Origin of the sequence: Thioalkalivibrio sp. AKL9, assembly GCF_000377825.1 — a bacterium.
Taxonomy (GTDB): Bacteria; Pseudomonadota; Gammaproteobacteria; order Ectothiorhodospirales; family Ectothiorhodospiraceae; genus Thioalkalivibrio; species Thioalkalivibrio versutus.
The window spans coordinates 237,953-261,999 of the sequence record NZ_KB905104.1; the positions used below are offsets into that span (position 1 = coordinate 237,953).

Consider the following 24,047-nt stretch of genomic DNA (forward strand, 5'->3'; position numbering starts at 1 on the left):
AGCGGCCAGTTCAGGTACGTCCGGCGAGGTGGCCGATGCGCTGGCTGACCTTCTCCCAGGCTCCTTCCAGAGCGGCCAGCGGATCGCGGCGCCGCAGGGCGCGACGAGAATGGATCCACTGCCCCGTGGGACCAGCCGGCTCGGCGTCGTGTGCAGACTCGATAATCCGCGAGACCACGGCAAACTGGTTGTACTCCTCCAGCACCCGGCGCCGGGCCTCGAGGATGTGTGGCAGGCGTTGTTCGTATTCGTTGTCGCGGATGGCGCGGCGAATGCGTTCCGCCGTCCCCTCCACGTCTTCGATATCAATCGCGATGAAGCTCTCCGGCGGAAAATAGTCCGTCGCATTGGGCGCACCGTAGTAAAACGGGAGCGTCGCGCCGAGAAAGGCGTCCGCCAGCTTCTCGGTCCAGTGGTGCGCACCCACGTAATTCTCCACCGCCAGATGGTACCGGTACGCGTCCAGGCACTCGGCCTTGTCATCCAGCGGCTGCACCCCCTTGCCAAAGATCTCCAGTTCCGGCAACTCGGACTTCAGCGCCCAAGTGAAGTCATAGCGCCGCCGGTGCAAGGTGTGGCGCTGGCGTTTCGCCGAACACATGGTGGCGATCTCGCGGGTCTTCTCCAGCGGCGGCTTCGCGTGCATATCGTTGTACGCCCGCTCGCCCTGACTGCCGAAACCGTAGTACCAGAGCATCCCCTGCTGGGAATGGATGCGCCGCCGGTGCTTGAGGGCCCATTCCGGGTGCGAGGTCAGCACGCGCCCGAACTGCCGGGTAAAACGCCGGCCGTAGGACTTGATGGACGGCGGCTCCATGGTTACCAGGAGCGTGCGCTCGGCCCCACAGGTCAGCTGTTCGCTGTAGTGCCGGTTGCGCCCGGTGTTGGAAGGAAATTCGTCGTAAACCACCAGCCAGTCGTAGTCCGTTACCGCGGGGTCGAAAACGAACTCGCAGCGCCCCCAGCGCGCCTCGCCGTCCGGCAACTGGTGGCGCCAGATACCCTCGCGCATGGTCGAGAGAAACTTGACCCGAATCGGACGCGAGGTGGGCTCGGTCACGGCCGATCTCCGCCGCGTTCCAGGAACTCGGCATAGGCCCCGGAGAGCCCCTCTTCAAGTTCGATTCGGGCCTTCCATCCCAGCGCCGCGAGTCGCGAGACATCCAGCAGCTTGCGCGGCGTCCCGTCCGGGCGCGAGGTGTCAAAACGCAGTTCGCCGGCAAAGCCGACCACCCGCGCCACCAGCCGCGCCAGGTCGGCGATCGCAAGATCCTCGCCGGTGCCGACGTTGATATGGCTCAACATCGGTTGCGTGTGTTCTGCGTAGGTCACGTGATCGAGGTTCATCACGTGTACACAGGCCGCCGCCATGTCATCCACGTGGAGGAACTCCCGGCGCGGGGTGCCACTCCCCCAAACGGTCACATGCCCGGCTCCGGCCCGCTTCGCCTCGTGAAAGCGCCGAATCAGCCCGGGAATCACGTGGCTGTTCTCCGGGTGATAGTTGTCACCCGGGCCGTAGAGGTTGGTCGGCATCACCGAGCGGTAATCCGTTCCGTACTGCCGGTTGTAGCTCTCGCACAGCTTGATGCCGGCGATCTTGGCAATCGCGTAGGGCTCGTTGGTCGGCTCCAGCGGCCCGGTCAGCAGGGCCTCCTCGGGGATCGGCTGCGGCGCCTCGCGCGGATAGATGCAGCTGGACCCGAGAAAGAGCAGCCGCCGCACGCCCGCGATGTGCGCGCCATGGATCACGTTCGTCTGGATCGCGAGGTTGTCGCGGATGAACTCGGCCGGATAGGTGTTGTTGGCATGGATGCCCCCGACCTTCGCCGCCGCGAGGTAGACCCGATCTGGACGCTCCACGCGCATGAAGGCCTCGACCGCCGCCTGATCGGTCAGGTCCAGCTCCGCATGGCTGCGGGTCAGCAGTTCCACCCCCGGCCAGTCCTCTAGCTGGCGACAGATCGCGCTGCCCACCATCCCGCGGTGTCCGGCGACGAAGACGCGTTGCGATTTACTCATGGCGGCTCAGGGTCCGGTAGCCGTGGTCGCGCACCAGCTCGTCCCGCTCGGCGCTCCTGAGGTCCTCGCGCACCATCTCGGCCACCAGTTCGTCAAAGCGAATGCGCGGTTCCCAGCCCAGCTCGCGCTTGGCCTTGCTGGCATCCCCCAACAGGGTCTCGACCTCGGTGGGACGAAAATAGCGCGGGTCCACCGACACGATGCAGCGGCCCTTTTCGTCGAATCCCTGTTCGTCCACGCCCTCGCCGCGCCATTCGATACGCATGCCCAGCTCGCGCGCCGCGGCATCCACGAAGTCGCGCACGCTGTGCTGTTCGCCGGTGGCGATCACGTAGTCGTCCGGGGTTTCCTGCTGCAGCATCAGCCACTGCATCTCGACGTAGTCACGGGCATGCCCCCAGTCCCGTTTGGCATCCAGGTTGCCCAGATAGAGCCGTTCCTGCAGCCCCAGCTTGATGCGGGCCAGGGCGCGCGTAATCTTGCGGGTGACGAAGGTTTCGCCGCGCACCGGCGATTCGTGGTTGAACAGGATGCCGTTGCAGGCATACATCCCGTAGGCCTCGCGGTAATTCACCACGATCCAGTAGGCATACAGCTTGGCCACCGCATACGGGCTGCGCGGATAGAACGGGGTGGTCTCGTCCTGCGGGGTGGCCTGAACCTTCCCGTAGAGCTCCGAGGTGCTGGCTTGATAGAAGCGCGTGGTCTGCTCCATACCGAGGATGCGGATCGCCTCCAGCACGCGGAGCGTGCCCAGGGCATCGGAGTTGGCGGTGTACTCCGGCTCCTCAAACGAGACCGCGACATGCGACTGCGCGGCGAGATTGTAGATCTCGTCCGGCTGCACCTGCTGAATGATGCGGATCAGGCAGGTCGAATCGGTCAGATCCCCGTGATGCAGGATGAACCGGCGATCACTCTCGTGCGGATCCTGATACAGGTGGTCGATACGATCGGTATTAAACAGAGAGGAGCGGCGCTTGATGCCGTGCACCTCGTAGCCCTTGTCCAGCAAAAACTCGGCCAGGTAGGCCCCGTCCTGCCCGGTAATCCCGGTGATCAATGCCACTTTGGCCATGCCAACTCCTGCTCGCAGGCCACGCCCCGTCCGCGCGCCACCCAAAAGGGCGGATCATAGCATTCCCGGAACCACCCGATGCCCGGTCACGCGCGGCCGTACACGTCCTCCAGACGGACAATGTCATCCTCGCCGAGGTAGCTGCCGGATTGCACCTCGATCAGTTCCAGCGGGAGCGCGCCGGGGTTCTCCAGGCAGTGAACCTGGCCAATCGGGATGAAGGTCGATTCGTTCTCGGTGACCAGGTAGTTCTGCTCGCCATTGGTCACCCGCGCGGTGCCGCTGACTACTACCCAATGTTCGGCCCGATGATGATGCATCTGCAGGGAAAGACGCGCACCGGGGTTCACGGTGATGCGCTTGACCTGATAGCGCGCCCCGGTATCGATGGATTCGTAGCACCCCCAGGGACGATAAACCGCTGTGTGATTGACGTGCTCGCTGCGGTTGTCGGCTTTCAGGCGCTCCACGATGAGTTTGACGTCCTGGACGCGGTCGCGGTCGGCAACCAGTACGGCGTCACGGGTGGCGACCACGGCCAGGTTGCGCAGGCCAATGCCGGCGACCAGCAGGCCGTCGGCATCCACCACGCAGCCCTCGCTATCTTCCAGCAGGCAGTCCCCGCGCAGGGTGTTGCCCTGCTCATCCATGCCACGCACGCCCGCCAGAGCGGACCACGAGCCGATGTCGCTCCAACCGGCGGCCAGCGGTGTGACGGCGGCGTGCTCGGTGCGCTCCATCACGGCGTAGTCCACCGAGATGTTCGGGGCCGCGGCGAAGGCCTCCGGGTCCACCCGCAGGAAGTCGAGGTCCTCGCGGGCGCCCTCCAGCGCGGCGCGACAAGCCTCGACGATGCCCGGTTCGAAACGCTGCAACTCCTGCATGTACAGCGAGGCGCGGAACACGAACATGCCGCTGTTCCAGAGGTAATCGCCACTGTCGACGTACTCGCGCGCGGTGGCGGCATCCGGCTTCTCGACGAAACGCGCCACTCGCGCCCCCGCCTCCCCCAGGGACTCACCCTGCTGGATGTAGCCATAACCGGTCTCCGCAGCGGTAGGCACGATCCCGAAGGTCACCAGGTGGCCCGCCTCCGCCAGCGTCATGGCTCGCGCCACGGCGGCCTGGAAGGCCTCGGGATCACCAATGTGGTGGTCCGCCGCCAAGATCAGCAACAACGGGTCGCGCCCTTCCGCCTGCGCCTGCAATGCCGCCAGGGCGATCGCCGGGGCGGTATTGCGCCCCTCCGGCTCCAGCACGATACGGGCATGCTCCACACCTGCCGCCCGCAACTGCTCGGCCGCCAGGAAGCGATGCTCGACGTTGGCCAGCACCAGGGGCGCCGACGCGCCCAGACCGTCGAGCCGCTCGGCCGTCTGCTGCAGCAACGTCTGCTCCCCGGTCAGGGGCAGGAACTGCTTGGGGTAGTGACTGCGCGATACCGGCCACAGCCGAGTCCCCGATCCGCCGGCCAGGATCACCGGCTGCAGTTCCGTCCGGCTTTGCGTATGTTCCATCGGCCTTACCCCCGTATCAGGCGTGAAATCTCGTCCACGCGGCGTTCCAGCAGGGCCGGATCGGCGCGGGTCTCCACATTCAACCGCAACAGCGGCTCGGTATTGGAACTGCGCAGGTTGAAGCGCCAGTCCGCGAATTCCAGGCTGACGCCGTCCGTATGATCCAGCCCCACGGCTTCCGACGCGTAGGCCTGCATCACCCGATCGGTGGCGGCGGCGGCGTCCTCGACCTCGAAATTCAGCTCGCCGCTGCAGGGGAAGCGCGCCATGCGCTCGGCCACCATCTCGCCCAATGCCTGGCCGCGTCGGCCCATGAGCTCGGCCACCCGCAACCAGGGCAACATCCCGGTATCGCAGTAGTAGAAGTCCCGGAAGTAGTGGTGAGCACTCATCTCGCCCCCGTAGATTCCATCCTCGTGGCGCAGCCGCTCCTTCATGAAGGCGTGTCCGGTCTTGGACTGGATGGGTTCGCCCCCCGCGGCACACACCATCTCAATGGTGTTCCAGGTCAGGCGCGGATCATGGACGATGCACTCCCCGGCGTGCCCCTCCAGGCATGCCTCGGCCAGCAGGCCCACGATGTAATACCCCTCGATGAAGTTGCCTTGGGCGTCGAACAGGAAGCAGCGATCAAAGTCGCCGTCCCAGGCCACGCCCAGATCGGCGCCGTGCTTGCGCACCGCCTCCGCGGTGGCCGCGCGGTTTTCCGGCAGCAATGGATTGGGAATGCCATTGGGGAAACGCCCATCCGGTTCGAAGTTGACGCGGATCAGCTCGAACGGGAGATGCGGCTCCAGGGCCTCCAGCACCGGCCCCGCCCCCCCGTTGCCGGGGTTCACGACCACCTTGAGTTTCGGCAAGGTTTCGCGGTCGACCGAAGCCAGCAACCGGGAGATGTAGTCCGCCCGATGATCCAGGTGCCGGACCTGCCCGTGGGGCATGGGCCGGAAGTCACCACGCTCGGCGCGAGCGCGAATCGCCTGCAGCCCGGAATCCCCGCTGATCGGGCGCGCGTCGCTGCGCACGAGCTTCAGACCGTTGTAGTCCAGCGGATTGTGGCTGGCCGTCACCATGATCCCGCCACCGGCCCCGTAGTGGGCGGTGGCGAAATACACCTCTTCGGTGCCACACATGCCGATATCGGCAACGTCACTCCCGCCCGCCGTAAGTCCTTCGGTGAGCGCCCGCGCCAGTTCCGGGCTCGAAAGGCGGATGTCGTGCCCGACGACCGTCCGTCCCGGCCGGATCTCCTCGGCAAAGGCGCGCCCGATCGCTCGCACCACCTCCGGATTGAGCTGGTCCGGCACCCGGCCACGTATGTCGTAGGCCTTGAAACAGTCGATCTTCATGCACGCCCCTTACCGGCATCATTCGATTCCCGCACCGGACGGAAATCCGCTGCGTACACCTTCATGATACATAGCCAAAGGGCTCCGCGAGGCCATGCCAGCATCACTGGCGTGAGTGCCGTTACTTGACGCTCTACACGCATACCCCCGAGCATGGTGGGTTTATACAACGAGGAAAAGCCGATGAGTGAGCCGCAAGTGAAGACCGAGGAGAAGAAACAGCATTTCGACGATATCTACGTCGCCGAGACCCCGGTGCCGTTCAAGGAGCGCATCATCGACGCGCTCGACTACATCTCCGACGACTTCAACCGGCAAACCTTCGACCGGCTGATCCTTCCCTGGGCCGAGCAGCAGGCCGCCACCGGCAAGACCCTGAACTACGTAGATCTGTGCTGCTGTTTTGGCAACACCACCATGGCCGCCATCCACAATATGGATGTCGAGGCGATCCGCGCCAACTGGGCCGACGAGCAGGCCTGCAAGACCGTCGCCGCCCCGCGCCGCCTGCCGATGAAGACCACCGGCATCGATATCTCGGGCAACGCGCTGGCCTATGGCAAGAGCGCCGGGCTGTTCGACGAAACCTTCGAGGCCGACCTGAACCAGCCCGCACCGGAGACCCAGGCCGCGATCGAAAAATCGATGGCCGACGCGGACATCGTGATCTCCACCGCATCGCTGGTCTATCTGGACCCGCCGGCAATCGAGAAGCTGATCCGCTCCTTCGCCGAGACCCCGCGCGAGGGCTACATGCTGGTCAACTTCCTGAACCCCTTCGCCCTGGAAAAGGCCGACGCGACCAAGCGCCTGCTGCTGGAACACCTGGAATTCGTCGGTAGCACCGCCAGCCGCCATCGCCGCCTGTCGCCGCTGGAGCAGGAGAACTATCCGGGCGAAGACTGGGCCCTGCTGGAGATCTGGGTGCTGCGCCGCCGCGCGTAGTCCGGACGCTGCCAATCTCGGGGCATGGCATCCCCGACAGGACGGGCCGGCCCTTTTGGGGTCGGCCCGTTTTCGTTGGGGCCGCCGCCGCACTACCGGAACCACGGCCTTAGAGCAAGACGACGCGGTTGCGCCCCGCCTCCTTGGCCTGATACATCGCCTCGTCCACGCGGCGGGCGAAGGTCTTGGGGGTATCGCCCTGGCGCATCTCGGTCACCCCGAAACTGGCCGTAACCGACACCGGGCACGCCGTTTCCATGACCGCCACGGCCTTGCGCAGCTTTTCGGCCATGGCCTCGGCGCCCGCCCCAGGGGTCTCCGGAACGACGACCATGAACTCCTCCCCGCCCCAGCGCCCCAGGGCATCCGCCTCGCGCAACGCGCCCTGAACCGTATCGGCCAGCCGCTTGAGGACGTCATCTCCGGTCTCGTGGCCGTAGTCGTCGTTGAAGTCTTTGAAATGGTCGATATCGAACATGATCAGGGAAAGGGGCCGTCCGTAGCGGCGGCTGCGCTCCATCTCCGCCTCCAGCGTGTTGCCCAGGCTCAGGCGGTTGGCCAGCCCCGTCAGCCAGTCGGTATGCGCCAGTCGCCGGATCTCGTCCTCCATGCGTACTCGATCGGTCACATCTTTGCTGATCGACACGTAGTGCGTCACCCGGCCATGGGCATCGGTCACCGGACTGATGCTCTGCTCCATGTTCATCAGAGTGCCATCGCGGCGGCGGTTCACGAACTCGCCACGAAAGGCTTCGCCGCGCCCAAGTGTTTCCCACATTTCGCGATAGAACCCGGCCTCCTGCTGACCGGACTGAAGGAACCGCGGATTCTTGCCTACCGCTTCATTCCGGCTGTATCCGGTCTGCTCCTCGAAGGCCGCGTTCACATAGGTGATCGTGCCGTCCGGGTCGGTGATCAGCACGGGGTCCACCGACACCTCAAGCGCGGTCGACAATAGCCGCAGCTCGTCATCCCGCCGCCGCTCCTCGGTAATGTCCTTTTGTACCGAGACGAAGTGGGTGATGTCACGGTCGTTATCGCTGGCATATACGGGCGAGATGTGCCAGCGAACCTCGTACGGGGAGCCATCCTTGCGGTAGTTGACCGTTTCACCCTCGAAATACTCGCCACTGACGAGGGCCCCGCGCAACCTGTCCAGAACGGCGCGCGAGGTTGCCGGGCCCTGAAGGATACGCGGGGTTTTCCCCAGGGCTTCCTCCCGCGAATACCCGGTCATGCGCTCGAAACCGGCATTGACGTAAACGATCCGCGGACCGCCGTCCAGATCGGCGTCGGTAATGACCACTGAGTTGTACGATTGCTCGATAGCGGCATCCAGCAGTCGGAGTTTCTCGAACCCCTCGATGATCGAAACGGACGCCATATCGGGCCTTCTGCAAAAAATGAACGCACGACACGGGGTCATGCGCGAGGTCACTGAAATCCGACCCGCTTGGGGCGGCGCGGTTCAGTCCATGTCCGCCATCTCGAGGATCGACCCAACAATGTCGCTGGTCGTCACGATCCCTTCCAGCTCGTTGCCCTTCAGCACCACCAGCCGCCGGATCCCCTGGCTCACCATGAGCCGCGCGACGTACTTCACATCCATCTCGGCGGGCACGGTGATCACCGGTTTCGTGCAGACATCATAGACATTCGAGAGGTCGATATCGCCCTCTTCCGCCACGATCGTCTTGAGGATGGTCGTGTAGGTGATGATGCCGTAGGCATCGTGGGCGTGCTGCTTCTCCACCACCAGCGACTTGACGCCATGCTTGCGCATCAGCTGCATCGCCTCGCGCAGCGGTGCCAGGGGAGACACCGTGACGACATTGGGTCTTAGAATTTCGCTTACCAGCATGTTGGCTCTCCGTCAGAGTTCTTCCTTGACCTGTTCCTGGAACTGCTCGATCTGCTTGCGCCCGATACCGGCGAGATGGGCCACATCCACCGTAAAGGCCACTCCCCGCGGGTCATTGGCCAGGTCCAGCTCCCTCGAGATGCACTTGAGCACGTCCAGGGCCACCTTCTTCTCCAGCACCCACAAGAGGACCGACTGACTGCCCTCGTAGGTCATGCCGAGAAACGTCCTGCGGGCCTCGGCGCCAATCCCGCGCGCATCCATGATGGTTACGCCACCAGCGCCCGCTTCCTTGGCCGTGGCAATCGCCTGTTCCTCCAGATCATCCGAGAGGACGGCCACCAGTGCAGAAAATCGCATTGCTCACTCCTCCTGCCGCTCGTCGCGAGCGGACCAGCGTTCGTAAAGGTCCACGGCGATCGCGTAGAGCATCACCGTGACGATGGGAAATATCGACGCGAACGCGATCAGACCGAAGCCGTCGATCAGTACGTTGCGATCCTCCAGGTGCGTCGCCAGGCCGATCCCCAGAGCCGTCACCAGGGGCACAGTCACCTCGGAGGTGGTCACCCCGCCAAGATCGAAGGCCAGTGCCACGATCTGCTTGGGCGCCAGGATCGTGAGCACGATCACCAGCAGGTAGCCGCCCATGATGTAGTGGTGGATGGAGTCCCCCGCCAGGATGCGGTGCACTCCGATGGTGATGCCAATGGCCACGCCCAGCGCCACCAGGATGCGGATTACATTGCCGCGCAACGAACCGCGAGCGGCCTCCTCGGCCTTCTGGCCAATCGCGATCAGCGCCGGTTCCGCCATGGTGGTCGCGAACCCGATGGAAAAGGCGAACAAATAGACCCACACGAACAGTTCGTTGGTAATCAACTGCTCGGCCATGCTCTCGCCGATCGGGAACAGGCCCAGCTTCAGCCCCACCACGAAGGCATAAAGCCCCAGCACCACCAACACGAAACCGAACATCACCCGCGGCAGATACGGGATGCGCTTGCGCAGCACGAAATACTGGAACACCACGATCACCGCGATGATCGGTGCCACGTCACGCAGCATCAGCAACAGGTCCATGCCCATCGCGGACAGCCAGTGCCGCTCGCCTGCGCCTGGCAGATCGGTTCCCGGATCCATGGCCGCTGTCTCGGCGCCGGTTGGAGCCGCGATCTCCGCTCCTGTAAACACGATGATCCCGTAGATCTGCACCGTGATCATCGGCACCATCACCGCCAGCGCCACCAGCCCGAAGCCGTCGCGCAGCGGGTTACGCCCGCTTATGGAGGCCGCCAGCCCCAGGCCCAGTGCCGCCACGAGCGGCACCGTCACGATGTTCGTGGTCACCCCGCCCGAGTCGTAAGCCAGGCCCACGATCTCCTCGGGGGCGAAGAAGGTCACCAGCACCACCAGCACATATCCGGTCAGGATGTACCAGTGCAGCGGATGTCCGAGCACCGTGCGCAGGATCCCCAGCGCCACCACGGCCCCTACCGAAAGCGCGACAATCAGCCGCAGCACCATGCCCTCGATACGGCCCTCGCTGATCACCTCCGCCTGCTCCGCCACCGCGATCAGTGCCGGCTCCGCGATCACCGTCGCAAACCCGAGCGTAAAGCCGAAGGCCATCAGCAACAGCAACGATCCACGCCGCGCCAGTGCGTTGGACAGGTTCTTGCCGATGGGGAAGATCCCCATCTCCAGGCCCTGCAGGAACAAGGCCACGCCGAACACCACGATGGCCAGGCCCACCACCATCGACAGCAGGCCATCCGGCACCGTGCGCAGCACCAGCGCCTGGAACACCGCCACCACGATCACGATCGGAGCGAGGTTGCGTGCCGCATGACCCAGGGTGTGGAGAAAATTCATGCGCTCCCTAACCGAGGCGCCGCCCCGGAATCAATCGCAAGCGTAATGGTCCTACGCTGCATGGAATCCCTGCAGATACCCTATCGCGCTGTGGTCATCGGCGCCACGGGCGGCCTCGGTGCCGCGTTTGTCGATCACCTGGAGAACGACCCGAACTGCGAACGCGTGGTCGGCCTCGGACGCCAAAGCACCCCGTCCGTGGACCTGCTCGACGAGGCCAGCATCGAACACGCCGCCGCCTGGCTGCGAGACCAGGCACCCGAGTGGGACCTGATCCTCGACGCCACCGGGATCCTGACCATCGACGGCCACGGCCCGGAGAAGCGCCTGCGCGATCTCGACCCGACGATTATGGCCCGTGCCTTCGCCATCAACGCCATCGGCCCTGCATTACTGTTCAAGCACCTTGCAACCCTGCTCCCGCGGGGCCGCAAGGGCATCCTGGCCACCCTCTCGGCCCGGGTGGGCTCCATCGAGGACAACCATCTGGGCGGCTGGGTGAGTTATCGCGCCTCCAAGGCCGCGCTCAACCAGATCGTGCGGACCACGGCCCTGGAACTACGCTTCAGCCATCGCCATGCGCTGGTGATTGCGCTTCAGCCTGGCACCTGCGACACCCGTCTGTCGGAGCCGTACCGGTCACGCGCCCCGGAGGTCCTCAGCCCCGAATACGCAAGCGAACGTCTGCTCGGTGTCCTGGACCATCTGGAGGCCGACCAGTCCGGCAGCTTCCACGACTTCGAGGGCCAGCGCCTGCCATTCTGAACGCTCACCCGCCACAACCATGATCTGCATCAACAACCGCTAATACCGATGGCGAGATAGTGCCTGCGAACATACACCGATTCGGAGGCTCGACATGCAACGTTCCACCACCCTGCGCGCTCTGACCCTGGCCGGCCTGCTGGCCCCCGCGGCCATGATCCCGGCCCACGCGACCGCTGCCAACGCCGATGTCTCCGCTGGCGACTGGCTGCTGCGTGGCGGCCTGACCCACGTGGCCCCCAAGTCCGACAATGGCAATCTGGATGCAAGAGGCCTGGGCCTGAGCGCCACTGCACCAGCTGACGTCGGCTCCAACACCCGCCCTTCCGGCAACATCACCTACATGATGACCGACAACCTGGGCCTGGAACTGCTGGTCGCCATCCCGTTCAAGCATGATCTGAACGTGGGCGGTGTCGACATCGGCAGCACCCGCCACCTGCCGCCGACCCTGAGCCTCCAGTACCACTTCAACACCGGAACGGCCGTTCGACCCTACGTCGGCGCCGGCATCAACTACACCCACTTCTTCGACGAAGATACGGCTGACGTGACTTTGGGGCAGGACATCGACCTGGATGACTCCTGGGGTGCCGCGGTGCAGGCCGGCATCGACTTTGCCGTGGACGAAAACTGGTTCGTCAACGCCGAGGTTCGCTGGATCGACATCGAAACCGACGTGTCGCTGGGCGGCGCCGACCTGGGCACGGTCAAGATCGATCCGTGGACCTTCGGGATGAACGTCGGCTACCGCTTCTGACGCTAGCCACGACCGTCTGACGCCGGCCTAGCCGCCGACGTCTCCGACGAGGCCGAGGACCCGCGCAATGCGGTCCTCGGCCTCTTGCGTTTCCAGCCCGCGCGATTTCGGGGCACCCCACACGGGGCCGGGCCACGCCGGGTCCCCCTCGCAGCGCGCTACATGATGCAGGTGCAGCTGCTCCACGATATTGCCAAGCTTGGCCACGTTCAGCGCCTTCGGAGCGAAGGCCTGCTCCATCGCCCGCGCCAGCGCACCGGACTCGCGCGCCAGCTGGATGGCATCCTCGGGGGCCAGTTGATGCAGTTCGCGCACATCGGCGCGACGCGGCACCAGGATGAACCAGGGATAGTCGTGATGATCCATCAACCGCAGCCGCGACAGTGGCCACTCGGCCACAGCCCAGGTATCGGCCTCCAGGCGTGGATCCAGCAGAAATTCATTCGTCATCATCAAACTCCTGCCATATTCCCGGCTGGGACCAGAGGCCGGTCTGCCATTCGCCGTTCGCGCCGGGCAACAGGTAACTGTAGTGGGATCGATGCCGCAATGCGGCCAATACCTCGCGCCGTGTATCCGCGTCCGCCCCACTGATGACAACCAACCGGGAATCCGGTACGGCCCAGGCCCGCGCACCCGGACCGATCTCGCCTGCATTCGCCAGTGCGACCGGGTCGCTCGGCAAGTCATGCCGCCCCAGCCAACCGGCCACGGAGGAATGCGAGCCCAGCACGATCCGCATGCCTTCTGCGTCGTCCGCGGAGCCCGGCACTCGACCCAGCCAGGGGGCGACCTCGGAGGGTTCCGCATCCTCCAGCGCCACCACCCGGGCTTCCGGGTCCAGCGCCCCCTGACGCAGGATGGCGGGCGACTCGTCCGCTGCCAGATGGCGGAACATTCGCCAGTCGGGGTCGATGGCAATGGCCAGGGGACGGCTGGAGGTCTCCAGCGAAACCCCCTTCTCTGCCGCATTCAGCTCGACCCAATGCGTCTCGCGGCCGTTCTCGGTTTCCAGCTCCAGCGGCACATACAGCTCCCAAGGGGCCTGCTCGTCGCGTTGTTGCAGCCGGCCCTGTACTCGCCAGCCCTCTCCCCGCGCCTCGCGGCGCTGTCCCGTCAGTTCCAGCGCAGGCGCGCCAGCGCGCTCTACCCACTGGGAAAAGAAGGGCCGCAGGTCTTCATCCGTCGCTCCGTCGAACACCCCGGTCACGGCGTCCCAGTCCGCCTCGCGAAAGCGCCATTCGTCGGACAGGGCCCGCGCACCCGACAGCAGCGCCTCGCGCCCGATTCGATCCTCCAGCATTCGCCACAGCATCGCGCCGCGGTGATAGCCGGCGATGCGAGCCGCCCCGGAATTGCCACCCCGGAAGCTCCCGTGCGCGCGATCTTCCCCGGCCGGCAAGGCCGCGTAATCGCGCAGCCACTGGCCCCGTTCCTCCCGCCCTTCGCCGCGTTCGCGCTTGAACTGATAGTCGGCCATGTAGGTCGTCAGCCCCTCCGACCAATTGCCACCCGAATAGTCCACATACACCCCGGTTCCCCACCAGGCGTGCAGGACCTCGTGGCCCAGCGAGGTGTGCGGAATGAATGGCAGCGGAATCACACGCTCCCCCAACAACGTAAAGCCGGAAAACGCCAGCCCCACGGGCTGCGGACTCGCGGCGATCGTGAAGGTCGCAAACGGGTACGGGCCGATCTCGTCATTGAAGCGCTGCAGGTATTTGGCCGCCTGCTCGCGATAGGTCTCCCCGAATCGCTCCTCGAGGCCGACCGGAAACAGGGTGCGTACCTCCACATCTCCAACCCGTCGCTCGGCCGACTCCCAGGGGCCGGTAGCGATCGCCAGGGCGCGACCAGCGGGGTGCTCGAACGTGGCATGGTATTCGTCACCCCGGCGCTCCTCGGCCACGCGGGAACCGGAAGCCACCCCGAGATGGCCACCAAGGCTCTTCAATTCGATCCGCACAGCGTGGGGCTCGGCATCGGGACGGCGCGGATACCAGTCGGCGCCCGGCGGCAGATACCCGCCGTCCGGACCCAGGTATCCGCTCCCGGGACGTGCCTGGTCCGGTGCCGAAAGACGCGCCCCATAGCGGATCGCCAAAGGCCCGTCATCCGCACCCGGCTCGCGCGCCAGTTCCAGCCAACCATCCTCGCTGCGGTCGAACTCGACTACCTGCCCGCCAAGCGTCACTGCATCCACGGCAATGCCCGGATCCAGTCGGAACCGGCGCAGCGAGGCCGGGTCGATCCGGGCCGGATCCGCCTCGAACCGCCCCTCCAGCCGCGCATGGCTGGGATCCAGTTCCACCTCCAGCGTCACACCCCCGTATGCCGCGTCGGCCGAAGCCGCTCCACTGGCCAGCCACAAGGCAACACTGCACACCCACAACCCCAGGCGCATGCGTCAGTCCTCGCGCGGGAAGCGTGCCACGCGCTCTAGCCGCTTGCCCTCACGCTCGATCTGCAGTGGCAGCCACATGCCCGGTGGCGTCGCTTGCACCACGCGTTGCAGATCGCCAGCGGCGCGGATGGTCTGTTCGCCTGCCCGCAAAACCCGATCTCCAGCCTCCAGGCCGGCCGCCTCACCGACTGACCCCTCCTGCACGCGCAGGATGCGAATCCCCGGCGCGTCATCGGACTCCAGGTGCACGCCCAGCATCAAACTCGAACGTTCAAAACGCTCGTCGTGTGGCACACCGAAGACGGCGTCCGCAAGCGCCGGATCGCTGTCCGCACAACCGCCGGGCTCGCGCGGCAACAAGACCGCGGCCTCGTTCACGCCCAGATCGGCAAGTTGATGCGGCACCCCATAGCCGTATTCCAGGTGCCCGGAGCCAATGATCGCGGCCACCAGTGGCGGCGTATCGCCGCCCGCCTTGATGTGCGCCGCAATCCCGCCAGCCATCATCCGATCCCACGCCAGCTGCGTCGCGATAAACCGTTCCGAGTCCGGTCCCATGCCCGCTGGATGACGTTCCAGCACGGCTTCCAGATAGTCACGGTAGCCCTGGCTCGCCGCGGCCGGGGCCGACACCCCATCGCGCGTATCGGCATCCACGGTATCCCAGCCCTCGTGACCAAGACGCTGGATATACTCCCGCTCCAGGTTCAGCGCCAGCAGCGGCACGTCGTGGACGCGGGCAAAGTGCAGGATCGGCCAGTACAACTCCGGGTCGAAACCCCAGTGCTCGTACCAGCCGCTCTTCTCCAGGAATGCCTCCGGGTCCAGCTCGCCCGCGACCCAGGCATCCAGCACCGGCTGCCTGGAGCGGGGCAGCATTTCCAGCCCGATCACCATGTCCGGGCGCTGACCATGCAGCGCAGAAAGCGTGCCCAACTGCCAGCGATGATGATCCATCCGGTCGTGGCGCTCGCCCAGCAGCACCACCTCGCGGGTGGCAAGGTCGGCATACAGTTCGGCGGCATCCAGCGGCTCGCCCGCCGGCGTGGACCACGCCCCCGGAGCCGGACAATCACTACCCGCCTTCACGGTACTCGCCAACAAGGTCGCCAGCAGGCCAACCGCGCCCACCCATGTCCCCACCCGAAAACCCGCCTGCATGCAGTACTCCTCGTTGCGAACCCACTACGCGCGGGACCATTTTCCAACGCCCACTTTTCCACGAACCCGGAGCCCGGGTCCCTGCACGGCCAACTATCCAGAAGACCCTGCGGCGCCTCCAGCGTTCCCCCGAGACCTCCGCTCGGTTAGCCTGAAAGGATGAGCACACCCCCGCAAAACCCACGCCACCTGGCCTGGCTCGATCAGACCATCGGTGTCCTGCGATCCCTGATCATCTATCGCCGCCCCGGACGCCAGCGCGGACTACAGCATATGTATGCCCCGTTTATTCAGTCCGGGGATCTGGTGTTCGACATCGGAGCCCATGTCGGCGACCGCACCCGCGCCTTCGCCGATCTTGGCGCGCGTGTGGTCGCCCTGGAACCGCAACCGCAGCTCCTGCCCTGGCTGCGCCGCGCGGTGCGCGGGCGCCCGGGCATCTCGATTCGACGCGAGGTGGCCGGGCCACGACCAGGTACCGCACAGCTGCAGGTCAGCCGACGTCACCCGACCGTCTCCTCCGCCTCGCGTTCCTGGGTGCGATCTCTGCGCACCCGCAACCGCAGCTTTGAACACGTACGCTGGGACGAAGAGATCGCGGTGCCCATGGTCACCCTCGACCAGCTCATCGCCGAATACGGTCTACCGACCTTCTGCAAAATCGACGTCGAGGGAATGGAGGCCGAGGTTCTGCGCGGCCTGAGCCACCCCATCTCCGCCCTGTCCTTCGAGTTCGTAGCCGGCGCGCTGGACGTCACCCGCGACTGCCTCGAGCAGATCGCGGAACTGGGCCCGTACGAATACAACCTGATCCGCGGCGAACGCCGCGAGTATCAATTCGCCGTCTGGCAATCCGATGCGGCGATCCTTGCCTGGCTGGAGCGACACGGCGAAAACCTGGGTTCGGGCGACCTGTACGCCCGCCGACACGATGCTTGATGGGGTCGCCTTGACGGAACCGGTCCGAGCGGCAAGGCTGAGCGAATGAACGCCGACAACCTCCCCTGGTGGCAACACCACACGAGCGACGGGATCGCCGCGCTCGCCGCTCGCGACGCGGTCGCGATCCTGCCCCTCTCGGCCATCGAACAACACGGCTCCCACCTGCCGCTGGATACCGACTATCGCATCGGACTGGGCCTTCTGCAGGCCGCCTGCGAGACCATGCCGGAGGACCTTCCGATCGCGGTCCTGCCGCCGATGGCGATCGCCACCAGCACCGAACACACCGGCTTCCCCGGCACCCTGTCCCTGCAGCCCGAAACCGCCCTGGCCGCCCTGCGCGACCTCGGCGACAGCTTGTCCCGCAGCGGCCTGCGGCGCCTGTTGCTCGTCAACAGTCATGGCGGCAATACCGCGATCTGCGATCTGGCCTCCCTGGAGTTGCGCCGGGCCCACGGCATGCTTGTGGTCAAGCATCACTATTTCACCCAGCCCGCGCCGGATGCACCCCGCATCGCGCCCGACGAGCTCCGCCACGGCCTGCACGGCGGCTTGATCGAGACCGCGATGATGCGGTTCCTCGCTCCCGAGCACGTGCGCATGGAAGCGGCCCTGGACGCGCCTTCACTGGGCGCGGAGCTCGCAGAAAAGCTGGAAGTGCTGGAACCCGAAGGGCGCGCGGCCTTCGCCTGGATGGCGGGTGACCTCCACCCGTCCGGTGTCGTCGGTGATGCCCGCGGCGCAACCGCCGAGTTGGGACAGCAATTGGTGGAGCACTACGCTCGCACCCTGGCCGCGACGATCCGCGACGCCGCGCGGTTCGACCTGACGCATCTCGCGCCCTGAGAGGGAGCGAGATGCGTCAGCCGCGCTCGGCCTCCGAGGCCAGCAGCTCCTGGAGCCAGTGGCCGCCACGGTCGGCCTTGGTGCTGAGATAGCGCAGGTTGTGCGGATTCAGCTTGCCATGCACCGGCTCGCGTGCCACCACGTCGATGCCACCGGCACGCAGGGCATCCATTTTTCCGGGATTGTTGGTCAATAGCCGCACGCTGTCGATGCCGAGGAACTCCAGCATCTCCACGGCCGCATCGTAGCGCCGGCCATCGGCCTCGAAACCCAGCTGGCAATCGGAATCGATGGTATCGAGTCCGGCCGTCTGCATGGTATAGGCGCGCAACTTGTTGGCCAGTCCAATACCACGCCCCTCCTGCGCCAGATACAACAGGACGCCGCCGCCCGAGTCATTGATGGTCTTCACGCCCAGACGCAGCTGATCGCCGCAGTCACAGCGGAGGCTGCCGAACAGATCCCCGGTCAGACAGGCAGAGTGCAGCCGGACCGGTACCGCATCCGGCCAGTCGCGAGGCTCCCCTATCAGCACCGCGACGTGCTCCAGGATCCCGTTGCCCTCGCGGAACAGCATAAACCGGGTCACCGGCGCGTCCGCCAGCGGCACCGGGGCCTCACTGACATAGGCCAGTTCCAGGCGCGGGTGCTTGGCCACCGCGCGCGCCTCCTGCTCGTCGACGTCGAGGAACATGCCGTCCGCCAGCGCCGTGCGAATGGCCTCCGGCACCGGCTCGGGGACCGGCGCGGCCACCACCGCCGGCAACAGACGCCCCGCACGCACAAGCTCCAGGGCCGCGACCTCTGCGGGAAGCGCACGAACCACCGTGGGCTCCCCAATCGCGGCGTACGGATGGGTGGTCTCGTTCGAGGCCTCCGGGGCGCTGGCCAGTGTAAACAGGGCCTCGGGATCGGTATTCGGAGCGAATTCCAGGGCCACACCTTCCCAGCCTTCCTGCAGCGGCTGGGACCAGCCCATTGCAGAGGCGCGGTGCGCGGTTAGAATCAGTCGAGGCGCGGACCCGGTCATGTGGGTCAGGCGATCCAGCAACACAGGGGTCAGCCCCTCGACGGCCGCAACGAGTACACTCGACTGCGAACCACTCACCAGGACCGGATGGCCCCGGCGAAGATCAAAGATCCCGCGATCGGCGTTGTGCATCGGGTGCTTCCATACGGAGTTTTGTTTATGACCAGCCCGCAAACCGCGAATTCCCCGGAGGCGGCTCCCGGCTTGGCCAGGCAGGTCGAAGACGGCGTTAGCCTACCCCAACTCGCTACTTGCGGTCCCGTAACCCCGGGGATTGCGGCATGACGGCCTATCCGGTAACCGAGGAGCAGGCCTGGCGCTGGCTGCTGGCACAGCGGGCCGATCCCGGGTGCTGCCCCCTGCCCGGCCCCCTGGCACCGGGTGCCCACGAGCTGCTGGATCTCTACGGCCCGATCGTCGAGGCCCCCAGCATCACCGTGGCCCAGCTCGGCCAGAGCCTGGACGGGCGCATTGCCACCGCGAGCGGCAAGTCGCACTACGTCACCGGCCCCGAGGACATCGAGCGCCTGCATCGCCTGCGGGCCCTGGTCGATGCCGTGATCGTCGGCGCCGGCACGGTCGTAGCCGACGACCCTCGCCTGACCGTGCGCAAGACCGAGGGCCCCAACCCGGTCCGCGTGATCCTGGACCCCGATGGCCGCATTCCCGCTGATGCGCATGTCTTTCGCAATGCCGAGGTCCGGACCATTGTCCTGCACGCGGCCGGGTATGGACCCTGCGGCCTGCCCGAGCATGTCGAATGCCTGGAGATGCCCACCGGGGCCGACGACCGCTTCGACCCCGCCAGGATCCGCGGCCAACTCGCGGAGATGGGCCTGCATCGCCTGCTGGTCGAAGGCGGCGGCCAGACGGTCTCGCGCTTTCTCGAGGCCGACACCCTGGACCGGCTGCACCTGACCATTGCGCCCATGCTGATCGGCTCCGGGCGTCCGGGTGTGACCCTGCCGGAGATCGACTCGCTGGATCAGGCGTTACGCCCGCCTTGCCGTATCTTCCGCCTCGGCGGCGACACCCTGTTCGACCTGGACCTGCGCAGCAAGCCCTGACCCGACCCAGATTCGCTCTTCGCCATCGCGTCACGCGCGATGGCGGGGTGCCTCAAACCAGGTTGTCGCGGATCGCGCGGGAGACCGCGTCCAGCTCCGCCGGGACCTTGGCTGGCTGAATCACGCTCTGGGCGATGGCCGTATCCGGGTCCTTCAGGCCGTTGCCCGTGAGGGTGCACACCACGCTGGAGCCTTCCTGGATCTTGCCCTCGCGGATGTCGCGTAGCGCACCCGCCAGCGACGCGGCAGAAGCCGGCTCGCAGAACACGCCTTCCTTTTCCGCCAGGAGCTTCTGCGCAGCCAGAATCTCGTCGTCCTGGCACTCGTCGAACCAGCCGCCGGATTCCTCGCGGACCTTCCAGGCCATGTCCCAGGACTGCGGATGGCCGATACGGATCGCGGTCGCCACGGTGTCCGGGTTATCGACCATCGCCCCACGCATGAAGGGCGCGGATCCCGCCGCCTGATAGCCGACCATGTGCGGACGGTTACCCACCATGCCGCCACCCGCGTACTTGCAGTGGCCCTTGCAATAGGAACAGGCTTCGGTCACGTCGTCGCTGCTCTTGGCCGCCATCTCGCTGTACCCGATCCAGTGCGCGGTGATGTTCCCCGCGTTGCCCACCGGCAGGCAGTGGTAGTCCGGGGCACGGCCCAGTTCCTCGACGATCTCGAAGGCGGCCGTCTTCTGGCCCTGCAGGCGATAGGGGTTCACCGAGTTCACCAGTGTCACCGGCGTATTGGAGGCAACCTCCTTGACCAGACGCATGCCGTCGTCGAAGTTGCCCTCGATCTGGATCACCGTGGCGCCGTGCATCATCGCCTGGGCGAGCTTGCCCAGGGCGATCTTGCCGTCCGGGATCACCACGAACGCGGTAATGCCCGCACGCGCCGCATACGCCGCGGCAGCGGCCGAGGTGTTGCCGGTGGAGGCGCAGACAATCGCCCGCGAGCCCTCCTCGATGGCCTTGGTCACGGCCATGGTCATCCCCCGGTCCTTGAACGACCCGGTCGGGTTCAGCCCCTCGAACTTGACGTAGATCTCGACCTCGCGCGTGAGATCGCGCGGGATGTTGTTCAGACGGATCAAGGGCGTGTTGCCCTCGCCCAGCGAGATGATGCGCGTGTCGTCGTGTACCGGCAGGCGGTCACGGTAGCGCTCGATCAGTCCGGTATAGCGATGTCCAAAGGCCATGGTGTTCTCTTCGTCGTTGCGAAAGGGATAGAGCGTCAACTAGCGCGCCAGTCCTTCCATGCGGATACGGGTAATCGGGGTCAACAGATGGTCCAGGGCCTCGATCGCGGCAATTGCCTCGTTCATCGCGCCCTCGCGAACCTTGTGCGTCAGCATGATGATCGTGGCCTCGCCGCGCTCCGGGTCCGGCTCGCGCTGCAGGATCGCCTCGATGCTGATGCCGTGCTCGCCCAGAATACGGGTAATGTCGGCCAGAACGCCGGGGCGGTCCTGGGTGCGCAGGCGCAGGTAGAAGGAGGTCTCCACCTCGGCAAGATCCAGCACCGGCTTGTCCGACAGGGCATCCGGCTGGAACGCCAGATGCGGCACGCGGTTCTCCGGATCGGTGGTCAGGGCGCGCACCACGTCGACCAGATCGGCCACCACTGCGGAGGCGGTCGCCTCGGCCCCGGCCCCGGCGCCGTAATAAAGCGTCGGGCCGACCGCATCCGCGTTCACCAGTACGGCGTTCATCACGCCGTCGACGTTCGCGATCAGCCGGCGCTCCGGGATCAACGTCGGATGCACCCGCAGCTCGTAGCCCTTCGGCGTCCGCCGGGCGATGCCCAGGTGCTTGATACGATAGCCCAGTTCCGCGGCGAAGCCGACATCCTCGCGGGTGATATCGCTGATCCCCTCCACCGCGACACGGTCGAACTGGAGCGGGATGCCGAAGGCGATCGAGGCCAGGATCGCCAGTTTGTGCGCGGCGTCGATCCCCTCCACGTCAAAGGTCGGATCGGCCTCGGCATAGCCCAATGCCTGGGCCTCGGCCAGCACGTCCTCGAAGTCACGACCCTTGTCGCGCATCTCGCTGAGGATGAAGTTTCCGGTACCGTTGATGATCCCGGCCAGCCACTCGATCTGGTTGCCGGCGAGACCCTCGCGGATCGCCTTGATAATCGGAATGCCACCGGCGACTGCCGCCTCGAAGGCCACCATCACGCCCTTCTCCTGGGCGCGCTCGAAGATCGCGTTGCCATGCAGCGCGATCAGGGCCTTGTTGGCGGTGACCACGTGCTTGCCCGCGTCAATCGCGGCCAGTACCAGGCTCAGGGCGAGATCCGTCCCGCCCATCAGTTCGACGACAACCTCGACCTCCGGGTCGTTGACGACCTCGGCCGGATCGGTGGTCAGGCGGATCTGCGAGCAATCGCATTCGCGCTCGCGCTGGATGTCGCGCGCGGCGGCCGCCACAACCTGAATGTCGCGACCCGCGCGGCGAGCGATCTCGGTGCCGTTGCGCGCGAGCACGTTGATCGTCCCGCAGCCGACAGTTCCCAGTCCCAGAATTCCGATCTTTACCGGCGTCATAGCCTTGCTGTCCTTGACGTCGGGCACCAGCGGCGCCCCGTGTTCATTGCGTTGAGGGTCTGCGGCGGTCGAACTAGCTGCCCGAACCCGGATTTTCCTCGGAGGCGTCGGCCAGGATCGAGTCCGCGCGGAACATCGCCTTGATCCCGCGCAGGGCCTGACGCGTACGCTGTTCGTTCTCGATCAGGCTGAAGCGCACGTGGTCGTCTCCGTAGTTGCCGAAACCCACCCCCGGCGAGACCGCCACCTTGGCGTCGCTCAGCATCTTCTTGGCGAACTCCAGCGAGCCCATCTCGCGGTAGGGCTCGGGGATCGGCGCCCAGACGAACATGGTCGCCTTCGGCTTCTCGACCTGCCAACCGAGCTTGTTCAGCCCCTCGCAGAGGACATCACGGCGCACCCGGTAGAGCTCGCGAATCTCCTCCACGCAGTCCTGCGGGCCCTCCAGTGCCGCAATCGCGGCGACCTGGATCGGCGTGAAGGTGCCATAGTCCAGATACGACTTGATCCGCGCCAGGGCCGCGACCAGGGTCGCGTTGCCGCACATGAAGCCCACGCGCCAGCCCGGCATGTTGTAGGTCTTGGACAGGGTGTAGAACTCCACCGCAATGTCCTTCGCCCCCGGCACCTCGAAGATCGAAGGCGCCTTGTAGCCGTCAAAACTGATCTCGGCATAGGCCAGGTCGTGCACGATCCAGATGCCATGTTCCTTGCAGATCGCCACGACCCGCTCGAAGAACTCCCGATCCACGCACTGGGTGGTCGGATTCGCCGGGAAGTTGAGGATCAGCATCTTCGGCTTCGGCCAGGAGTCCTGGATCGCCCGCTCCAGCTCGGCGAAGAAGTCGACATCCGGCGTCAACGGCACATGGCGCACGTCTGCCCCGGCAATCACACAACCATAGGGATGAATCGGATAGGCCGGATTCGGCACCAGCACCGCATCGCCCGGCCCCAGGGTCGCCAGCGCAAGGTGCGCCAGACCTTCCTTGGAACCGATGGTCACGATCGCCTCGGTCTCCGGGTCCAGATCGACATCGAACCGGGTCTTGTACCAGCGCGTGATCGCCCGGCGCAGCCGCGGGATGCCCTTGGATACGGAATAGCGGTGGGTATCGCCGCGCTGCGCCGCCTCGCACAGCTTGTCCACGATGTGCTGCGGCGTCGGCTGGTCCGGGTTGCCCATGCCGAAGTCGATGATGTCCTCGCCGCGGGCGCGGGCCTCGGCCTTCAACTGGTTCACGATGTTGAAGACGTAGGGCGGGAGGCGCTCGATACGGGGAAAGACGTCGGTCACGGATTCTGGGTCCTGGTTGGGGCCTTGGGGAACGCTTTGCAGGGCCAAAACGGCCCCTCCGGATGCCGCACCGGAAAGCGCGCCAAAGTATAACCCGGGCCCCCGGCTGTCAACGAATCGAGGCTTGGGCACTCCCCCAAGCGCGGATCGAATCTTGAGCCTGTCGCGGGCTCGGAGTAGCGTAAGGGGATGCTCTTTTCCGAAGTCACCAGCGAAGACTCCTACATCGTGACCGGCTACGAGTCGGGGCGCGTCGGAATCAACCAGATCGCGCACAGCCGCAGCCTGATCGTGCGCCCGCACGAACTGCGCACCGACTGGCCAGTCGACTCGGTCGAACAACTGGGCGTGGATCACCTGCAAGCAATACTGGACGCGCCGCCCGAGGTCCTGCTAATCGGCACCGGTACGGTCCAGCAATTCCCGGACCGCGCGGTCTGGCGTCATCTGCGCTCGCAGGGCCTGGGGGTGGAGATCATGGACACCGCGGCCGCCTGCCGCACGTACAACCTGATCATGGCCGAGGGCCGCGACGTCGCCGCTGCCCTGATCATTAACGGATAAGCGACCCGCCCCGGCG

The 24,047-nt window shown here is 65.8% G+C and carries 23 protein-coding genes; 7 read left to right on the plus strand and 16 right to left on the minus strand.

All coding sequences use genetic code 11. The features are described from left to right. Positions 1–10: 10 nt before the first annotated feature. The 5 genes from D573_RS0103260 to D573_RS0103280 form a co-directional block, all read right to left on the minus strand. The gene (locus D573_RS0103260) at positions 11–1,060 is read right to left on the minus strand and encodes a glycosyltransferase family 10 domain-containing protein (protein WP_018937700.1); all 1,050 of its coding nucleotides are present in this window, start codon (positions 1,058–1,060) and stop codon (positions 11–13) included. Further along, on the minus strand, positions 1,057–2,022 hold the full coding sequence (locus D573_RS0103265; protein WP_018937701.1) for a GDP-L-fucose synthase: 966 nt from the start codon (positions 2,020–2,022) through the stop codon (positions 1,057–1,059). Before D573_RS0103265 ends, D573_RS0103260 begins: the two co-directional genes overlap by 4 nt. Then, complete coding sequence (gene gmd, locus D573_RS0103270; RefSeq protein WP_018145793.1) at positions 2,015–3,100, minus strand: GDP-mannose 4,6-dehydratase; 1,086 nt, start codon at positions 3,098–3,100, stop codon at positions 2,015–2,017. The genes D573_RS0103265 and gmd overlap by 8 nt, the downstream gene beginning before the upstream one ends. An 86-nt stretch (positions 3,101–3,186) precedes the next feature. Beyond that, positions 3,187–4,617, minus strand: coding sequence for a mannose-1-phosphate guanylyltransferase/mannose-6-phosphate isomerase (locus D573_RS0103275; protein WP_018937702.1), 1,431 nt, complete (start codon positions 4,615–4,617; stop codon positions 3,187–3,189). Between the two features lie 5 nt (positions 4,618–4,622). Further along, positions 4,623–5,966 (minus strand): phosphomannomutase/phosphoglucomutase, encoded by a 1,344-nt coding sequence (locus tag D573_RS0103280; RefSeq protein WP_018937703.1) that lies wholly within the window; start codon positions 5,964–5,966, stop codon positions 4,623–4,625. Positions 5,967–6,149: 183 nt separating this feature from the next. On the opposite strand from D573_RS0103280, the gene D573_RS0103285 reads away from it, so the two are divergent. Beyond that, positions 6,150–6,911 (plus strand): class I SAM-dependent methyltransferase, encoded by a 762-nt coding sequence (locus D573_RS0103285; protein ID WP_018176861.1) that lies wholly within the window; start codon positions 6,150–6,152, stop codon positions 6,909–6,911. 109 nt (positions 6,912–7,020) lie between these two features. On the opposite strand, the gene D573_RS0103290 is transcribed toward D573_RS0103285, so the two are convergent. The 4 genes from D573_RS0103290 to D573_RS0103305 all read right to left on the minus strand — a co-directional run bounded on the left by D573_RS0103290 (position 7,021) and on the right by D573_RS0103305 (position 10,647). Continuing rightward, positions 7,021–8,295: a diguanylate cyclase gene (locus D573_RS0103290; protein WP_018937704.1), complete on the minus strand. Its 1,275-nt coding sequence runs from the start codon at positions 8,293–8,295 to the stop codon at positions 7,021–7,023. Positions 8,296–8,379: 84 nt separating this feature from the next. Next, positions 8,380–8,772 (minus strand): CBS domain-containing protein, encoded by a 393-nt coding sequence (locus D573_RS0103295; RefSeq protein ID WP_018145798.1) that lies wholly within the window; start codon positions 8,770–8,772, stop codon positions 8,380–8,382. Between the two features lie 12 nt (positions 8,773–8,784). Further along, positions 8,785–9,132, minus strand: coding sequence for a hypothetical protein (locus tag D573_RS0103300; protein ID WP_018145799.1), 348 nt, complete (start codon positions 9,130–9,132; stop codon positions 8,785–8,787). Positions 9,133–9,135: 3 nt separating this feature from the next. Further along, entirely contained in the window at positions 9,136–10,647 is a 1,512-nt protein-coding gene (locus D573_RS0103305) for a DUF1538 domain-containing protein (RefSeq protein ID WP_018169656.1), read from the minus strand. Between the two features lie 60 nt (positions 10,648–10,707). Here D573_RS0103305 and D573_RS0103310 point away from each other — a divergent pair, with 60 nt between their 5' ends. After that, a complete protein-coding gene (locus D573_RS0103310) occupies positions 10,708–11,412 on the plus strand; it encodes an SDR family NAD(P)-dependent oxidoreductase (protein WP_018937705.1) in 705 nt (234 codons plus the stop codon). A 94-nt stretch (positions 11,413–11,506) separates the two neighbouring features. Then, positions 11,507–12,172, plus strand: a complete 666-nt coding sequence (locus D573_RS0103315; protein ID WP_018937706.1) for an OmpW family protein — start codon at positions 11,507–11,509, stop codon at positions 12,170–12,172. A 27-nt stretch (positions 12,173–12,199) separates the two neighbouring features. Here the strand turns inward: D573_RS0103315 and D573_RS0103320 are convergent, their stop codons facing one another. The 3 genes from D573_RS0103320 to D573_RS0103330 are packed head-to-tail and all read right to left on the minus strand — an operon-like array spanning position 12,200 to position 15,737. Then, the gene (locus D573_RS0103320; protein ID WP_018176866.1) at positions 12,200–12,622 is read right to left on the minus strand and encodes an HIT domain-containing protein; all 423 of its coding nucleotides are present in this window, start codon (positions 12,620–12,622) and stop codon (positions 12,200–12,202) included. After that, entirely contained in the window at positions 12,612–14,576 is a 1,965-nt protein-coding gene (locus tag D573_RS0103325; RefSeq protein ID WP_018937707.1) for a M1 family metallopeptidase, read from the minus strand. Before D573_RS0103325 ends, D573_RS0103320 begins: the two co-directional genes overlap by 11 nt. Positions 14,577–14,579: 3 nt before the next feature. Continuing rightward, entirely contained in the window at positions 14,580–15,737 is a 1,158-nt protein-coding gene (locus tag D573_RS0103330) for a ChaN family lipoprotein (protein ID WP_018937708.1), read from the minus strand. Between the two features lie 159 nt (positions 15,738–15,896). Here D573_RS0103330 and D573_RS0103335 point away from each other — a divergent pair, with 159 nt between their 5' ends. Next, complete coding sequence (locus D573_RS0103335) at positions 15,897–16,676, plus strand: FkbM family methyltransferase (RefSeq protein ID WP_018937709.1); 780 nt, start codon at positions 15,897–15,899, stop codon at positions 16,674–16,676. Positions 16,677–16,721: 45 nt separating this feature from the next. Then, complete coding sequence (locus D573_RS0103340; protein ID WP_018937710.1) at positions 16,722–17,525, plus strand: creatininase family protein; 804 nt, start codon at positions 16,722–16,724, stop codon at positions 17,523–17,525. 16 nt (positions 17,526–17,541) lie between these two features. On the opposite strand, the gene ribA is transcribed toward D573_RS0103340, so the two are convergent. Beyond that, entirely contained in the window at positions 17,542–18,687 is a 1,146-nt protein-coding gene (gene ribA, locus D573_RS0103345; RefSeq protein WP_018650207.1) for a GTP cyclohydrolase II RibA, read from the minus strand. Between the two features lie 149 nt (positions 18,688–18,836). Here ribA and D573_RS0103350 point away from each other — a divergent pair, with 149 nt between their 5' ends. Beyond that, positions 18,837–19,622 carry a RibD family protein gene (locus D573_RS0103350; RefSeq protein ID WP_018145809.1) on the plus strand — a complete coding sequence of 262 codons (786 nt, stop codon included), beginning with the start codon at positions 18,837–18,839 and terminating at the stop codon, positions 19,620–19,622. Positions 19,623–19,674: 52 nt separating this feature from the next. Here the strand turns inward: D573_RS0103350 and thrC are convergent, their stop codons facing one another. From thrC to alaC, 3 genes are all read right to left on the minus strand, one after another. After that, on the minus strand, positions 19,675–20,817 hold the full coding sequence (thrC, locus tag D573_RS0103355; protein ID WP_026287905.1) for a threonine synthase: 1,143 nt from the start codon (positions 20,815–20,817) through the stop codon (positions 19,675–19,677). Between the two features lie 39 nt (positions 20,818–20,856). Then, a complete protein-coding gene (locus D573_RS0103360) occupies positions 20,857–22,170 on the minus strand; it encodes a homoserine dehydrogenase (protein WP_018145811.1) in 1,314 nt (437 codons plus the stop codon). Between the two features lie 73 nt (positions 22,171–22,243). Beyond that, entirely contained in the window at positions 22,244–23,467 is a 1,224-nt protein-coding gene (alaC, locus tag D573_RS0103365) for an alanine transaminase (RefSeq protein WP_018937712.1), read from the minus strand. A 189-nt stretch (positions 23,468–23,656) separates the two neighbouring features. On the opposite strand from alaC, the gene D573_RS0103370 reads away from it, so the two are divergent. Then, the gene (locus D573_RS0103370; RefSeq protein ID WP_018145813.1) at positions 23,657–24,031 is read left to right on the plus strand and encodes an Mth938-like domain-containing protein; all 375 of its coding nucleotides are present in this window, start codon (positions 23,657–23,659) and stop codon (positions 24,029–24,031) included. The last annotated feature ends 16 nt before the right edge of the window (positions 24,032–24,047 follow it).

Bases quoted from the DNA above. Each gene is read 5' to 3' on its own strand.
- D573_RS0103320 (WP_018176866.1), bottom strand. From the start codon at position 12,622: ATGACGAATGAATTTCTGCTGGATCCACGCCTGGAGGCCGATACCTGG.
- thrC (WP_026287905.1), bottom strand. From the start codon at position 20,817: ATGGCCTTTGGACATCGCTATACCGGACTGATCGAGCGCTACCGTGAC.
- D573_RS0103330 (WP_018937708.1), bottom strand. From the start codon at position 15,737: ATGCAGGCGGGTTTTCGGGTGGGGACATGGGTGGGCGCGGTTGGCCTG.
- D573_RS0103325 (WP_018937707.1), bottom strand. From the start codon at position 14,576: ATGCGCCTGGGGTTGTGGGTGTGCAGTGTTGCCTTGTGGCTGGCCAGT.
- D573_RS0103360 (WP_018145811.1), bottom strand. From the start codon at position 22,170: ATGACGCCGGTAAAGATCGGAATTCTGGGACTGGGAACTGTCGGCTGC.
- D573_RS0103295 (WP_018145798.1), bottom strand. From the start codon at position 8,772: ATGCTGGTAAGCGAAATTCTAAGACCCAATGTCGTCACGGTGTCTCCC.
- D573_RS0103340 (WP_018937710.1), top strand. From the start codon at position 16,722: ATGAACGCCGACAACCTCCCCTGGTGGCAACACCACACGAGCGACGGG.
- gmd (WP_018145793.1), bottom strand. From the start codon at position 3,100: ATGGCCAAAGTGGCATTGATCACCGGGATTACCGGGCAGGACGGGGCC.
- D573_RS0103290 (WP_018937704.1), bottom strand. From the start codon at position 8,295: ATGGCGTCCGTTTCGATCATCGAGGGGTTCGAGAAACTCCGACTGCTG.
- D573_RS0103300 (WP_018145799.1), bottom strand. From the start codon at position 9,132: ATGCGATTTTCTGCACTGGTGGCCGTCCTCTCGGATGATCTGGAGGAA.
- D573_RS0103310 (WP_018937705.1), top strand. From the start codon at position 10,708: ATGGAATCCCTGCAGATACCCTATCGCGCTGTGGTCATCGGCGCCACG.
- ribA (WP_018650207.1), bottom strand. From the start codon at position 18,687: ATGCACAACGCCGATCGCGGGATCTTTGATCTTCGCCGGGGCCATCCG.
- D573_RS0103265 (WP_018937701.1), bottom strand. From the start codon at position 2,022: ATGAGTAAATCGCAACGCGTCTTCGTCGCCGGACACCGCGGGATGGTG.
- D573_RS0103280 (WP_018937703.1), bottom strand. From the start codon at position 5,966: ATGAAGATCGACTGTTTCAAGGCCTACGACATACGTGGCCGGGTGCCG.
- D573_RS0103370 (WP_018145813.1), top strand. From the start codon at position 23,657: ATGCTCTTTTCCGAAGTCACCAGCGAAGACTCCTACATCGTGACCGGC.
- D573_RS0103285 (WP_018176861.1), top strand. From the start codon at position 6,150: ATGAGTGAGCCGCAAGTGAAGACCGAGGAGAAGAAACAGCATTTCGAC.
- D573_RS0103315 (WP_018937706.1), top strand. From the start codon at position 11,507: ATGCAACGTTCCACCACCCTGCGCGCTCTGACCCTGGCCGGCCTGCTG.
- D573_RS0103335 (WP_018937709.1), top strand. From the start codon at position 15,897: ATGAGCACACCCCCGCAAAACCCACGCCACCTGGCCTGGCTCGATCAG.
- D573_RS0103275 (WP_018937702.1), bottom strand. From the start codon at position 4,617: ATGGAACATACGCAAAGCCGGACGGAACTGCAGCCGGTGATCCTGGCC.
- D573_RS0103350 (WP_018145809.1), top strand. From the start codon at position 18,837: ATGACGGCCTATCCGGTAACCGAGGAGCAGGCCTGGCGCTGGCTGCTG.
- D573_RS0103305 (WP_018169656.1), bottom strand. From the start codon at position 10,647: ATGAATTTTCTCCACACCCTGGGTCATGCGGCACGCAACCTCGCTCCG.